This is a genomic window from Flavobacterium tagetis (genome assembly GCF_016735615.1).
Taxonomy (GTDB): Bacteria; Bacteroidota; Bacteroidia; order Flavobacteriales; family Flavobacteriaceae; genus Flavobacterium; species Flavobacterium tagetis.
Window position 1 is genome coordinate 1,613,891 of record NZ_JAERSF010000001.1, and the last position, 14,080, is coordinate 1,627,970.

A 14,080-nucleotide genomic window follows, 5' to 3' on the forward strand; every position below is an offset into this window, starting at 1 on the left:
AAGCTTTAATAACTTTGAGTAAATGCCACATTTATGAAGAAACTCTACGCCTTTTTATTTTTTGTATTTTTTGCTGCAATTTCCCATTCACAAGTAATTCTTTCGTTAGATGATGATACTGTTTACATTGACAGTATTGTTAAAATCACAAAAAACACAAAATCAGATAGTGTCAAAAGTTTGAACAGTTTTAGATTGTCAAAACTGTTTTTGATGGCGCAGGATGCAAAAAAATCCAAAGAATATCTTGAACAGGCGAATAAGCTTAAAGTCAAATTTCCTTTTCTAAAAGATGCTTCGATTTTTTATAATGCCTATAGTTTTATAGAAAAGGGCGATTTGGAAGGTTTTGAAAAAGCTTTATTAGATGCAAATTCCAAACTTAAAAAATACCGAAATAAAGAAGCTTATAAACTTCGTGCTGTCATACTTCAGAATTATGGCATTATGCAGCAGCGCAAGAATAATGAAAACGCTTATATGAAATTGCTGGTAAATGAAGCAATTCCTATTGCTAAAAGAAGTGGCGATTATGAATTAATTAGTGCATTAAATAAAGCAGTTGCCATTATTTTTATGAATAATGATGAACGTGAAAAAGCGGCGGAATATCTAGATCAAGCGCAGAAATATATAGAAAGTGCCACCAAAAAATCTGCGACTTTAGCAGAGTCTAAGATGGAAACGTATATTATAAACGCAGAAAATTTAGTTGAGCTTAAACATTTTTATGATGCTAAAGAAATTCTAGACAAAGCTTACGCGACTTTAGAAAAATATCCAGAATCAAATTTAAATGATTCTTATTTTTATTCGGAAGGGCTTTATTATTCTAAACAGAATAAACACAATGATGCATTAGTAAGTTTTGAAAAAGGAATTAAATCGGCAGAAAGCCATCAAAATGCCATTGCAGTAAACCGATTAAAATTTGCAGAATATGAAGTGCTTTTTAAATTGAAAAATTACGATAAAGCCAAAAGCAATTTAGAATTTCTAATCGCAAAAACGCCTTTTATTGTAGATAAAAAGAATTATTATAAAGAACTGTCTAAAGTTTATAATGCGACAAAAGAGTATCCGAAAGCATATTATTATTCGAATAAATACAATGTAATAAACGATAGTCTTAATGATGCTAAACTGAAAAGTGAAATTGTTGAGCTTGAAGCAAAATACAAAAAAGCAGAAAGTGAAAAGAAAATTGGTTTGTTGCAATCTGAAAATGAAAAAGCAGTTTTGCAGGTTAATAATAATCGCTTGAATATGATGCTTTTTGCAGTGCTTTCGTTTGTATTGTTTTTGACTGTTTTGTTTTTGTGGAGTTGGAATAATTATCAGAAAAAGATCAGTTTTCAAAAAGAAGTCAATCATAAACAAGAACTTGAAGCATTAGAGAATCAGCAGAAATTATCTGTTTCAAATGCTTTGATTGAAGGGGAAGAAATTGAACGTAAAAGAATTGCCAGAGATCTTCACGACGGGCTTGGAAGTATGCTTTCTGGTCTTAAAATGCATTTGAATCTTGCTGATCGCGAGAATAAAGAAAATGCGCCCAACATTAATGGTTTATTAAATGATTCGATTAAGGAACTTCGAAATATTTCTCAGAATTTAATGCCAGAAAGTTTAATGAAACTTGGACTCGAGCATGCACTGAGAGATTTATGTGCTTCGCATTCTACTGCAGAAACGACAATCGAATTTCAGTATTTGATTAAAAAGACAACTTTGCCACAGCATTTTAAAATCATGATTTTCAGAATTATTCAGGAACTTTTAAATAATTCTTTAAAATATGCCAAAGCATCGAAGATTTTGGTCTCCTGCTCGCAAAATAAAGATGTGTTTTTTATTACTGTAGAAGATAACGGAATTGGCTTTAATGTGGAATATGCAGAAAAAAGAGACGGAATGGGCTTGCGTAATATTAAAAACCGTGTGGCTTTTTTGAATGGAAAAATAGAAATTGACTCGGTTCTTGATAAAGGAACGTCGACTTATATTGAATTAAAATATAACCCAAATCATGATTATGAAGTATAAAACAGTAATAGTAGATGATCATCCGATTGTGATTTCTGGAATTTCAGGTTTGCTGTCGGATTTAGATAATATAGAAATTGTAGAAAAATTCGAATCAGGAATTGCACTTTTAGATTATATAGAAGACAATAAAGTCGATTTGATTTTGATGGATATTTTTCTGCCTGTGATAAATGGCGTTGATTTGTGCAAAACAATCAAACAGAAGCATCCTAGAATTGTAATTATAGGCATGAGCAGCCAGTCTGAAAGAAGTTTGGTGATGCAGTTTATCCAGAACGGAGGAAACGGATATATTCTTAAAAATGCTTCTTTTGATGAGTTTAAAGAATGCATTTACAAAGCTATTGATGGGGAAATTGTTTTTAGCGAAGAAGTGAAGACTATAATTAGTCAGCCCTTGTCTGAAGATTTAGAAAGAATTCCAGGATTGAGTCGAAGAGAACGTGATATTGCATTATTGCTTTCGCAAGGAAAATCTACTCAGGAAATTGCCGACGATTTGTTTTTGAGTTTTTTAACTGTTCAAACGCATCGACGCAATATTCTTCAGAAATATAAAATGAAAAATGTGGCAGAATTGATTGCTTTCCTGCTCAAAAACAATATGCTGAATTAAGTCAAAAGTGGTAAAAAAATGTCAAAATGGCATTTTGTTAAAATGGTTCGCATTTTGCAGTTTGTTTTGTAAATTTAAAAATCAATCTAAAAACAGAAAAAAATGGGATCAGGATATTTAATTATTGCTGGAGCTATAATGTTGTTCAGCTGGCTAGTAAGTTCGCAGCTGAAGAGTAAATTTGAATTATATTCGAAATTGCAACTAAGAAACGGAATGAGCGGACGAGAAATAGCTGAAAAAATGCTTGCAGATAACGGAATCACAGATGTTCGTGTTATCTCAACGCCAGGCCAGTTAACAGATCATTATAATCCATCAGATAAAACAGTAAATTTAAGCGAAGCAGTTTATAACCATCGTAATGCGGCTGCGGCGGCTGTTGCAGCGCACGAATGCGGTCACGCCGTTCAACATGCAATTGGTTACGAATGGTTAACAATGCGTTCTAAGCTAGTGCCAATCGTGAGTGTTGCGTCAAATTATGTTCAATGGATTTTAATTGCAGGAATTCTGATGATTAAAGTTTTTCCTGGATTATTATTAATCGGAATTATCATTTTCGCGGCAACAACTTTGTTCTCTGTAATTACACTTCCGGTAGAGTATGATGCTAGTAATCGTGCTTTGGCTTGGCTAGAAAACAAACACATGCTAACGCAAGAAGAACAAGCAGGAGCAAAAGATGCTTTAAAATGGGCAGCAAGAACTTATGTAGTAGCAGCAATTGGTTCGATTGCAACGTTGCTGTACTATATATCGATTTATTCTGGAAGCAGAAGGAACTAAATAGTTTAAATTTTCAATATCTAAAAATTCCAAATTCCAAATCTGTTGGGTTTGGAATTTTTTTTATGCATTTCTAATGCGAAATTAAACCCGACAGATTTGGAATTTGGAATTTTTAAAATTTGGAATTTATCTTTTTTAAAGCTGTATCTGCCTATCAATCTGTTGATCAAGAGAAATAAAAGTTTCAGTTCTTGAAACCCCTTCAATTGCTTGGATTTTGTTGTTTAAAAGCTGCATTAAATGTTCGTTATCACGACAGATAATTTTAATCAAAACCGACCAATTTCCTGTAGTATAATGGCATTCTAAAACTTCTGGGATTTTTCTAAGTTCTTTTACGGCTTCAGAGTTTCTTGAAGCTTTATCCAGATAAACTCCAACAAATGCCATTGTATTATATCCCAAAACTTTTGGGTTTACAGTAAATTTAGATCCGGAAATAACTCCAGATTGCTCTAGTTTTTTTAATCTTTGGTGAATTGCAGCTCCAGAAATTCCTATTTTATTAGCGATTTGTAAGATTGGTTTTCGAGCGTCATCCATTAGATAACGAAGAATTTCTTTGTCGATTCCGTCAATTTCAATTAAAAGGGAGTTGATTTTCATAACTTATAATTTGAAACTATTTTTGAGATTTGGGTTATCAATAGAAATCAAATGTAGTTAAAATGCTCAACAAAAGAAAATTCCAATATTGAAATTCCAAATTCCAAAAAAATGACACTCCAATATTAAAATCCCAAATTCCAAACTTTAATTTTGAAAAACTGAGATTATTGTAAAAAGAAAAATTCCAAACTCCAAGTGATTAGTTTGGAATTTGGAATTTTAAAAATTCTATATTTTAAAAGGTTATTTTCCTTTGTTTGCTTCTGCTACGTATTTTTCTAAAGCCATTGTCATAGAAGGCGTTTCTGGAGTTGGAGCAAGAATATCAATTCTTAAACCATGATCTAAAGCCTCTTTTTGCGTTGTGCTTCCGAATACTGCGATTCTGGTGTTGTTTTGTTTAAAATCTGGGAAATTCTTAAACAATGATTTAATTCCTGTCGGACTGAAAAAAGCTAAAACGTCATAATAAACATCTGCTAAATCAGATAAATCACTCATTACAGTTCTGTAGAAAATTGCTTGTGCCCAATCTACTTTTAGACCGTTTAATGTAACAGGAGCATCTGCATTTAATTGGTCAGATGCAGGAAGTAAAAACTTCTCGTCTTTGTACTTCTTAATTAACGGAGATAAATCTGCAAAATCTTTTGCTCCAACGTAAATCTTACGTTTTCTGTACACAACATACTTTTGAAGGTAAAACGCAACAGCCTCAGATTGACAAAAATACTTCAACCCTTCAGGAACTTTGTAACGCATTTCATCAGCCACTCTAAAAAAATGATCTACAGCATTTCTACTTGTTAAAATGATCGCAGTGTAATGATTAAGATCGATTTTTTGTAATCGAATCTCTTTTGCGCTAACCCCTTCTACATGAATAAATGGTCTGAAATCAATTTTTATTTTGTGTTTTTGTTGGAGCTCAAAGTAAGGAGAATTCTCCACTTTAGGTTCAGGCTGTGACACCAAAATTGTTTTCACTTTCATATTATAAATATTTACTAAGCACTCCCTTTTGTTATCCAATAATAGAGAAAATAATAAGGGGCTATTTCAAGAGCGCAAAGATACAAAATAAAATAAAATAACTTACCGATAATTACGTTTTGATACGTTTTAATTGAAATAAAGTAAGAGTATACGCTAATACACAGCGAAATGCCTATGATTGCTAGGGGTATAATCTGTGGAATATTATTGTAATAGAACAAAACGGCATTGATTGGAAGGATTAAAACGCCTATATAAGTCCTGTATGTTACTTTTTGTAAGTTAAATAGTTCTACAAAATCGTCAATATTGAATGAAGCGGCTACAATTTTCTCTATTAAATACTTTCCTAAAATGAAATAAAGCAGAAAAGTTGCAATACGGATAAATAAAAGCCAGTCGGTTTTTGAAGCATAGCCAAAAATATTCATCGTAAGTAGAATAAAAAAAGCAAACGATACAACCTGTACAAAAAATAAACCAACCGTAAAGCTATTTTTCATGTGGCTGTTGTCTCGATAAATTTTGGCGTATTTATCAGAAAAAATAAGTTTACTAAATTCACTAAATCTAGTTTCGTAAGCCGATTTTGTCATGGCAACAACAGCAAAGGTCACAACAAACAAAAGCGTTGCCCAGTCTTTGTTTTCAATTATTCGAGGATGTAATTGTTCAATCATAGCGATACAAAATTAGTAATTTTTTGATGCAATACTTTTATTATATATTTATTATGAATCAAATGCTATAAAAAGTTTACTTTTGCGGTGAAATTACCGAGAAAAAAATGAATGATAGTATTGTCATAATTCCCACTTATAACGAAATTGAAAACATAGAAAGTATAGTTAGAGCTGTACTTTCGCAGCATAAACCTTTTCATTTGCTGATTATCGATGATAATTCTCCAGATCACACTGCAAAAAAAGTAATTGCATTGCAGGAAGAATTTCCAGGAAAACTTTTTTTAGAACAGAGAACCAAAAAATCTGGATTAGGAACTGCATATGTTCATGGATTTAAATGGGCTTTGGAACGCGATTATCAATTTATTTTTGAGATGGACGCCGATTTTTCGCATAACCCAAATGATTTAGAAAAATTATATGATGCTTGTCATTTTGGTGGAGCAGATCTTGCAATCGGTTCTCGTTATGTAAAAGGTGTAAATGTGGTCAACTGGCCTTTAAGCCGAGTTCTGATGTCTTACTTTGCATCTGTTTATGTGAAATTCATTACCGGAATGAAAATTCATGATGCAACTGCTGGTTTCGTATGTTACAAAAGAGAAGTTCTGGAGAAAATCAATTTAAATAAAATAAAGTTTGTTGGATACGCGTTTCAAATTGAAATGAAGTACAGAACTTACTGCGCCAAATTTCAAATTACCGAAGTCCCAATTATTTTTACAGATAGAACAAAAGGAGTTTCTAAAATGAGCAATGCTATTATTAAGGAAGCTATTCTTGGAGTGATTTCGCTTAGATTAAGAAAATTAGTCAATTCATTATAAACCAACCGAAATGAACAGGATTTTAATAAAAAATGCCAAAATTGTAAACGAAGGGACAATTTTTGAAGGTGATGTTTTAATTGAAAACGATCTGATTGTTGAAATTGCAGACAGCATTTCATTAAAAACATCAGATTGTATCGTAATCGATGCTGAAGGAAATTATTTAATGCCTGGTGCGATAGACGATCAAGTGCATTTTAGAGAACCAGGTTTAACGCATAAAGGAGACATTGAATCAGAATCTCGTGCAGCTGTTGCGGGCGGAATTACTTCTTTTATCGAACAGCCAAATACAGTTCCGAATGCGGTTACTCAAGAAATTTTAGAAGATAAATATCAAATTGCGTCAAAAAAATCATTTGCGAATTACTCGTTTATGATGGGCGCAACAAATGATAATTTGGAAGAAGTTTTAAAAACGAATCCAAAAAATGTTGCTGGAATCAAGATTTTCTTAGGTTCATCAACTGGAAATATGTTGGTTGATAATGAAGCGGTTTTAGAAAAGATTTTTTCTAGCACTCCAATGCTAATTGCAGTTCACTGCGAAGACGAAACTACAATTAAAAATAATCTTGCAGCTTTTAAAGAGCAATACGGAGACGATGTTCCGGTTACGGCACATAATTTAATTAGAAGTGCTGAAGCGTGTTATATTTCTTCTTCAAAAGCGGTAGCTTTAGCAAAAAGAACAGGAGCAAGATTGCATATTTTCCATCTTTCAACTGCGAAAGAAATGGAATTGTTTACGAACAAGATTCCGTTGGAAGAGAAAAAAATCACTGCTGAGGTTTGCGTGCACCATCTTTGGTTTACAGACGAAGATTATAAAACAAAAGGGAATTTCATTAAATGGAATCCTGCAGTTAAAACAGCCGATGACCGTGCAGAACTTTGGAAAGCTTTGAATGACGGACGAATTGATGTAATTGCGACAGATCACGCTCCGCATACTAAAGAAGAAAAACAGCAATCTTATCTAAATGCGCCTTCTGGAGGCCCGTTGGTTCAGCATGCAGTTGTGGCGATGTTTGAAGCGCATCATCAAGGAAAAATTAGTGTGGAGAAAATTGTGGAGAAAATGTGCCACAATCCAGCTAAGCTTTTCAAAATAGAAAAAAGAGGTTTTATTAAAGAAGGTTACCATGCCGATTTAGTAATCGTAAATCCGAGTCTGCCTTGGAGTGTGAAACCAGAAAATATTTTATACAAATGCGGATGGTCTCCGTTTGAAGGTTATACTTTCAAATCTAGAATTACACATACTTTTGTAAACGGTGAATTGGTTTACAATAATTTCAAAGTAAAAGATACCAGAGCGGGTAAAAGATTATTGTTTGATAGATAAAAAGCAACTATGAAGAATTTTATAGTAATAATATTGGTTTTGTTTCTTTCTATAAGCTGTAAAAAGGATGTGGTAAAACAGCCTGCAAAGCTTATTGAGAAAGATAAAATGATTGATATTATGTATGATTTGTCTCTTTTGGAAGCAATGAGATATCAGAAACCGTTGTCTTTGGATTCGATAGAAAATGATCCGACAAAGTTTGTTTTGAAAAAATACAAAGTGGATAGTCTTCAATTTGCGCAGAACAACATGTACTACGCTTCAGATTATGAAAGCTATAAAGATATGTTTGATGAGGTCAATAAAAGAATTTCTGTAAATCAAAGAGCAGCAGATTCTTTGGTTAAAATTGATGAAAAGAAAGAGGCTAAAGCAAATAAAAATAAGCTCAAAGAAGTGAAAGAGGTTTCAAAAGATTCAGTTCAAAAAAGAATTCCGAAAATTAATATAGATTCAATTAGACTGGCGCAAAGAAAGCACAGAAGAGAATTATAATTTAGAGCTTTCTAAAATATATTTATGAATATCAGTAAAAACCGTTCCTAGAGCGGTTTTTATTTTTTCGTTACTATACAGATTTTTTGAGTACGAAGCTTTTGCTGTTGCTTTTGTAATGCTTCTTTTTCTGAAAAATATTGTCGAAAATAGTCCATCAGTCATCCACAACAAATTCATTAAAAAAGGTGTAGCATGAATATGAGGTCTTTTTATTTTTAAAGCATCAGCAACGGTGTTTAAAAGATCTTTGAAAATAATATTGTCTGCGATTAGTGTAAAACGTTCGTTTTTAATTTCGTTTTTCATCAGTTCGTAACTGGTTTTTACCACATCATCAACATTAACAAAACCAGTGCTTCCTAATGTATAGAATGGGAGTCCTTTTGAAACTTTACGATAAATCTCGCTGCTGCCTTCATTGAAAATATCCATCATTTTTGGTGGGCCTAAGATTACTCCTGGATTTACAATAATAACATTTAAACCTTCTTGGTGTCCGCGCCAAACTTCCATTTCGGCACCATATTTAGAAATGGCATAATCGCTGTGCGGTTTTTCGGGATTCCAGTCTGTTTCTTCAGTAATGTATGTTTCGTGAGGAGCAATGTCACCTAAAGCGGCAATCGAACTGATATAGCAAAACTTTTCTACGTCTTTTGCAATAGCAAAATTGACGATGTTTGCAGTTCCTTCAATATTGGTTTTTCTAAGAATTTCTTCGTCTTTTGGATCAAACGAAATAAATGCTGCGCAGTGATATACTTGTTTGATGTCGATAAAAGCAGTTTCAAGAGAAGGTATGTCCAAAATATCGGCTTCAAGCCAATTGATTTTTTCAAACAAATCTGATTTTTTATAAAAATCAAAAACCGACTTTGTTTTCTGAATGCTATTTTCGGTTCTGTAAATTGCCCGAACATTTTCTCCATTTTCAATTAAATGAAGCAATAAATGTGCGCCTACCAAGCCTGTTCCGCCAGTTACTAATATCATGTTGTAAATATAAGTTTTTGTTGCAAAGGAGCAAAGTTACAGAGGGACAAAGTTGCAAAGGATTTTTGCTTTTTGCCACAAAGGCGCTAAGACACAAAGTTTTTTATTTCAATAAATTTTATTCAATATTTCCATCGTAAAAACAAAAACTTTGCGTCTTAGTGTCTTCGTGACAGACTTTTTTGTCATTACCATTGACATTGATTACATTTGCGCAAATTATTTAAAAAATGAAGAATCTAGTTGAAGAATTAAAATGGCGCGGGTTATACCATGATAGTATGCCTGGAACGGAAGAACAATTGCTAAAAGAAGCAACCACTGCCTATATCGGTTTTGATCCAACGGCAGATTCACTGCACATCGGAAGTATGGTTCAGATTATTTTATTGGTTCACTTAAAGAATTTTGGTCACAGACCAATCTCTTTAGTAGGTGGAGCAACAGGAATGATTGGTGATCCTTCTGGTAAATCTGATGAAAGAAACTTGCTTGATGAAGAAGCTCTAGCTAAAAACGTAGCTGGAATCAAAAGCGTTTTGTCTCGTTTCTTAGATTTTAATTCAACCGAAGCAAATGCACCTGTAATGGTGAATAACTACGATTGGATGAAAGAATTCTCTTTTATCGATTTTGCACGTGAAGTTGGAAAAAGAATTACCGTAAACTATATGATGGCTAAAGATTCTGTAAAAAAGAGATTTAGCGGTGAAGGTGAGGGAATGTCTTTTACAGAATTTACATATCAGTTAATTCAAGGTTACGATTTCTATCATTTATATAAAAACAATAATTGTATCCTGCAAATGGGTGGTTCTGACCAATGGGGTAATATTACCACAGGAACGGAATTAGTGCGCAGAATGGGAGGTGAGAATGCTAAAGCTTACGCCTTAACAACTCCTTTGATTACAAAAGCAGATGGATCTAAATTTGGTAAATCTGAAGGTGGAAACGTTTGGTTGGATGCTGATAAAACTTCTGTTTATAAATTCTACCAATTTTGGGTAAATACAACAGATGTAGATGCTGAGAAATATATTAAGATTTTTACTTTCTTAGATAAAGATACAATTGATGCCTTAATCGAAGAGCATAAAACAGCTCCGCATTTAAGAGTTTTACAAAAGAAATTGGCAGAAGAAATTACTGTTTTTGTTCATAATAGAGAAGAGTTAGAAAAAGCGATTCAGGCTTCAAATATCTTGTTCGGAAATTCAACTGCCGAAGATTTGAAAAAACTGGATGAAGCTACTTTTTTAGAAGTTTTTGACGGAGTTCCACAAGCTGAAATCGCAAAAGCTGATTTAGAAAACGGATTGGAAATTATTACTGTTTTAAACGAAAAAACAGGTTTCTTTAAATCAAACGGAGAGGCTAGAAGAGCTTTAACAGCAAATTCTATTTCTGTAAACAGAGAAAAAATCAAAGAAGATTTTGTTTTGACATCCAATGATTTAATCAATAATCAATTCGTTTTATTGCAAAGTGGTAAAAAGAATTATTTTGTAATAAGAGTTGTTTAACTGTTTAATCGGTTAATTGTTTAATCGATTTAACACAAATCTTTTACAATAAATATATAAATCCCAATGTTCGAAAGAATATTGGGATTTTTTTATTGAAAAAAAACATTCCGTAGAATGTCTCATCGGTAGAATTAAAATTTGGTTTGCAATTATACGTTCTATAAGAACGTTTGATTAATACAGTGAATTATCGATTAAACGATTAACCAATTAACCAAATCAACGATTAAACTATAAAACCATCAAATTACATCCACGAATATCAGAATTATCAAAACGCCCTAATACCTCGAAAGAATTGGTTGAATATTTTTTGCCTAAATCCTGCGTAGCAATAAAAGAGCATGAATTGATATTGGCTAAATCTATCACATTGATTCCTCCAGTTTTTCCGTAATTCACGTAAGTGAGAGCATCTTCTGGATCGCGAACTAAAATATGCATCCAAGACGGACATTCAAAAATACCTTCGCCCAAAGAATAAGCTTGCGCTAAAAGTTCAGTCATACCATATTCTGAATGAATGGATGAAACACCAAATCCTTTGCAGAGTATTTCATGCAATTCTTCACGAATCATTTCTTTGCGTTTTCCCTTCATTCCTCCAGTTTCCATAATAATGGTATTTTGAAGATTGAATTGGTGTTTTTCGATTAAATCCAGCAAAGCATACGTAACCCCAATTAAGATTACATTTTGACCTGCTTCGTCCAATTCAAGAAGTTTTTTGATAAGGTCGTCATGATTGTGCAAATAAAATCCGCTTTCAGGCTGATTGGAGAGTTTTATAAGATCTTCTACCATATAAATTAACGAAGAGCCTTCACGTTCTAAATAAGACGGCAAAAGGGCTAAAACAACGTAATCTTCTATATTGCCATAAAATTGAGAAAATCCTTTGCGGTAACTTTCCTCATATAGGGAAACATCGGTCACTAAATGTCTGCTGGTAATCATTCCGGTTGTACCGCTGCTGGTAAAAGTTACTTGTGCAGGATCTGTATTAGAAACTACATCATGACTTTTGAAAAATTGAATGGGTAAAAAAGGAATTTGCTGCAGAGATTTTACTTGCTGCGGATTTACTTTTAAAAAATCACAGAAATCGCGATAGACTTTATTGTTTTCGTGCTGAAAACGAAACACTTTTAGTGCTATTTTTTCAAATTGTTTTTGACTTGAAATGGTAAAGATATCGCTGGCTGTGATCAAAACTTTTTTTTGCAAAGATATTGTTTTTTAGTTTTCAGTGCTCAGTTTTTGTATTGTCATTAAGAGCTCGGTCAAAAAAGAAATATCCATATTGAAATAATCTGAATACTAAAAAAGCTCCTGATGAGAGGAGCTTTTTCTATTTATCTTATAATGAGTTTTCGTGTTGCTGATGCGTTTTGTTCGCTTATTTTGATGATGTAAACACCTGGTGGTAATTCTGCAACACTTAATTCTCTTGAGACTAAATGTGCCTGCAATACTTTTTTCCCTAAGATGTCAAACACAATAATTTCTTTCTCTAAATCGTTTTTAGATGAGATATAGACTTTTCCATTTGTCACTGGATTAGGATACAAGCTTAGACCCTCGATAGAAGTAGATTCTTGAGTTTTTGGTAGTTGCTTGCTGTCCTGGGCTGAAACGCTTACAGTGAAGAAAAATGCCAATAAGAAAGTAATATAAAAGTAGTTTTTTGCCATCGCATGTATTTGATTACTGTAAATATACAAAAAAAATTACAAAAATGACGCCAAAAAAAAACATCCTAAATATTTAGGATGTTTTTAACATTTTGTTTTCGAAGTGATTAGGGAAAAGTGTGATTTTACGGGCGCTAAGAATAGTAAAATAAAAAAAGCGATCTGAAATATTTCAGACCGCTTTTCTATTTTTAGAATCTAACTTTTATTATTTAGTCCAGTTAGCCCAAGTTGGCAACTCAGCACCATTACCAGCACCAAGGTTTCCAGTGCTTGTTCCAGATAATTTAGGACCTGTAAGATCAGTTACAGAAGCTCCAAAAGTATAGTTTGTGATAGTAAAGTTACCAGCAGCAAGATTTGCAGTTACACCAGCGTCAGCAGATAATTTTGTAAGAGCAGCAGGCATTCCGTCAGCAACATATACGTTTGTGTAAGTTTGTTTTCCACCACCTTCTTTGTAGTTGATTGCTTTTTCGTCAGCTAAGAAAGTAGCTCCACCTTTAACGATAGAGATGTTTGTAACTTTAGCGTTTGTCATTGGAACAGCTCCACTTGGATCTTTAGCGTTAGTAGATCCTTCAACACCAGCTTTAGAAACACCTTTAATGTATACGTTTGTAGCAGTACCTTGCCATCCGTCAGCGAAATCTAATGAATCATCGTAAGAGTTAATGATTGTTAAGTTAGAAGCATTTACAGCTCCACCGAAGAATTCAATTCCGTCATCACCACTTTCGAAAGTATAGATATCAGAAACTACAGTTCCAGAACCTACTCCGAAGAAAGAAACTCCATTGTATTCTTTTTCAGCAGTATATTTAGAACCTGTGTAAGAAATTTTCAAGAAGTTGATGTTTCCAGAAGAATCTGCATTGTCATTTCCTCCGTAGCTTAATCCACCTACTTCAGAAGTACCATTATCTCCAGTATTTACTTTACCATTACCAGCAATGATCAATCCACCCCAGTCACTTTGAGCAGGAGTTGCTTTTCCAGAAGTCATAACAACTGGTTTAGCAGCAGTACCATTGATGTTGATTTTAGCGTTTCTTTCTACAGCGATATATAAAGAAGTTGCTTCAGCAGTAGCAGAACTTTTAATTACTGTTCCAGCAGGAATTACTAAAGTAGCTCCACCTTTAACAACTAAACCTCCAGTTAAAGTATAAGTTTGAGTAGGATCTAAAGTTACTGTACCGTCTTTAATTTCTCCTTTTAAATCGTCAACCTTTAAAACAAAAGAACTATTGTTAGTGTTTTTGTTATTATCATCAGAACTACAGCTTGTTAAAGCAAGTCCTAATATTGCAGCCATTGCAAATAAACTTTTTTTCATTTTGTTGTGTTTTATTGTTTTATTTATTCAAGGCAAAGTAAACGAACATATGTTTTTGCTGAGTTAAGACGATATTAACAATCTATTAAGTATAATAG

General features: G+C 33.1%; 14 protein-coding genes. 7 read left to right on the plus strand and 7 right to left on the minus strand.

Translation table 11 applies throughout. From position 1 onward, the window contains the following. The first annotated feature begins 33 nt into the window (after positions 1-33). The 3 genes from JI750_RS07010 to JI750_RS07020 all read left to right on the plus strand — a co-directional run bounded on the left by JI750_RS07010 (position 34) and on the right by JI750_RS07020 (position 3,454). On the plus strand, positions 34-2,046 hold the full coding sequence (locus JI750_RS07010; RefSeq protein WP_201999592.1) for a tetratricopeptide repeat-containing sensor histidine kinase: 2,013 nt from the start codon (positions 34-36) through the stop codon (positions 2,044-2,046). Beyond that, positions 2,036-2,665 carry a response regulator gene (locus JI750_RS07015; RefSeq protein WP_236672984.1) on the plus strand — a complete coding sequence of 210 codons (630 nt, stop codon included), beginning with the start codon at positions 2,036-2,038 and terminating at the stop codon, positions 2,663-2,665. Before JI750_RS07010 ends, JI750_RS07015 begins: the two co-directional genes overlap by 11 nt. 102 nt (positions 2,666-2,767) lie before the next feature. After that, positions 2,768-3,454, plus strand: coding sequence for a zinc metallopeptidase (locus JI750_RS07020; RefSeq protein WP_095928287.1), 687 nt, complete (start codon positions 2,768-2,770; stop codon positions 3,452-3,454). A gap of 138 nt (positions 3,455-3,592) precedes the next feature. Here JI750_RS07020 and JI750_RS07025 read toward each other — a convergent pair whose 3' ends face one another. The 3 genes from JI750_RS07025 to JI750_RS07035 form a co-directional block, all read right to left on the minus strand. Continuing rightward, positions 3,593-4,063: an Lrp/AsnC family transcriptional regulator gene (locus JI750_RS07025; RefSeq protein WP_111365821.1), complete on the minus strand. Its 471-nt coding sequence runs from the start codon at positions 4,061-4,063 to the stop codon at positions 3,593-3,595. 246 nt (positions 4,064-4,309) lie between these two features. Then, entirely contained in the window at positions 4,310-5,059 is a 750-nt protein-coding gene (locus JI750_RS07030) for a uroporphyrinogen-III synthase (RefSeq protein WP_110347507.1), read from the minus strand. 14 nt (positions 5,060-5,073) lie between these two features. Beyond that, positions 5,074-5,742 carry a DUF4271 domain-containing protein gene (locus JI750_RS07035; protein WP_201999596.1) on the minus strand — a complete coding sequence of 223 codons (669 nt, stop codon included), beginning with the start codon at positions 5,740-5,742 and terminating at the stop codon, positions 5,074-5,076. A 107-nt stretch (positions 5,743-5,849) separates the two neighbouring features. Here JI750_RS07035 and JI750_RS07040 point away from each other — a divergent pair, with 107 nt between their 5' ends. The 3 genes from JI750_RS07040 to JI750_RS07050 are packed head-to-tail and all read left to right on the plus strand — an operon-like array spanning position 5,850 to position 8,424. After that, positions 5,850-6,575 carry a polyprenol monophosphomannose synthase gene (locus JI750_RS07040; RefSeq protein WP_201999598.1) on the plus strand — a complete coding sequence of 242 codons (726 nt, stop codon included), beginning with the start codon at positions 5,850-5,852 and terminating at the stop codon, positions 6,573-6,575. A gap of 10 nt (positions 6,576-6,585) precedes the next feature. Then, entirely contained in the window at positions 6,586-7,926 is a 1,341-nt protein-coding gene (locus JI750_RS07045) for a dihydroorotase (RefSeq protein WP_201999600.1), read from the plus strand. A gap of 9 nt (positions 7,927-7,935) precedes the next feature. Beyond that, on the plus strand, positions 7,936-8,424 hold the full coding sequence (locus tag JI750_RS07050) for a DUF4296 domain-containing protein (RefSeq protein ID WP_201999602.1): 489 nt from the start codon (positions 7,936-7,938) through the stop codon (positions 8,422-8,424). Here JI750_RS07050 and JI750_RS07055 read toward each other — a convergent pair. Next, positions 8,419-9,420 (minus strand): NAD-dependent epimerase/dehydratase family protein, encoded by a 1,002-nt coding sequence (locus JI750_RS07055; protein ID WP_201999604.1) that lies wholly within the window; start codon positions 9,418-9,420, stop codon positions 8,419-8,421. The two genes, JI750_RS07050 and JI750_RS07055, sit on opposite strands and share 6 nt — an antisense overlap. Positions 9,421-9,650: 230 nt before the next feature. On the opposite strand from JI750_RS07055, the gene tyrS reads away from it, so the two are divergent. Next, on the plus strand, positions 9,651-10,946 hold the full coding sequence (gene tyrS / locus JI750_RS07060) for a tyrosine--tRNA ligase (protein ID WP_201999606.1): 1,296 nt from the start codon (positions 9,651-9,653) through the stop codon (positions 10,944-10,946). Between the two features lie 234 nt (positions 10,947-11,180). Here tyrS and JI750_RS07065 read toward each other — a convergent pair whose 3' ends face one another. The 3 genes from JI750_RS07065 to JI750_RS07075 all read right to left on the minus strand — a co-directional run bounded on the left by JI750_RS07065 (position 11,181) and on the right by JI750_RS07075 (position 13,982). Continuing rightward, positions 11,181-12,161, minus strand: a complete 981-nt coding sequence (locus tag JI750_RS07065) for a LuxE/PaaK family acyltransferase (RefSeq protein WP_201999799.1) — start codon at positions 12,159-12,161, stop codon at positions 11,181-11,183. A gap of 143 nt (positions 12,162-12,304) precedes the next feature. Further along, on the minus strand, positions 12,305-12,643 hold the full coding sequence (locus JI750_RS07070; protein ID WP_095928275.1) for a T9SS type A sorting domain-containing protein: 339 nt from the start codon (positions 12,641-12,643) through the stop codon (positions 12,305-12,307). Between the two features lie 208 nt (positions 12,644-12,851). Continuing rightward, entirely contained in the window at positions 12,852-13,982 is a 1,131-nt protein-coding gene (locus JI750_RS07075) for a beta-helix domain-containing protein (protein WP_201999608.1), read from the minus strand. Between the last annotated feature and the right edge of the window lie 98 nt (positions 13,983-14,080).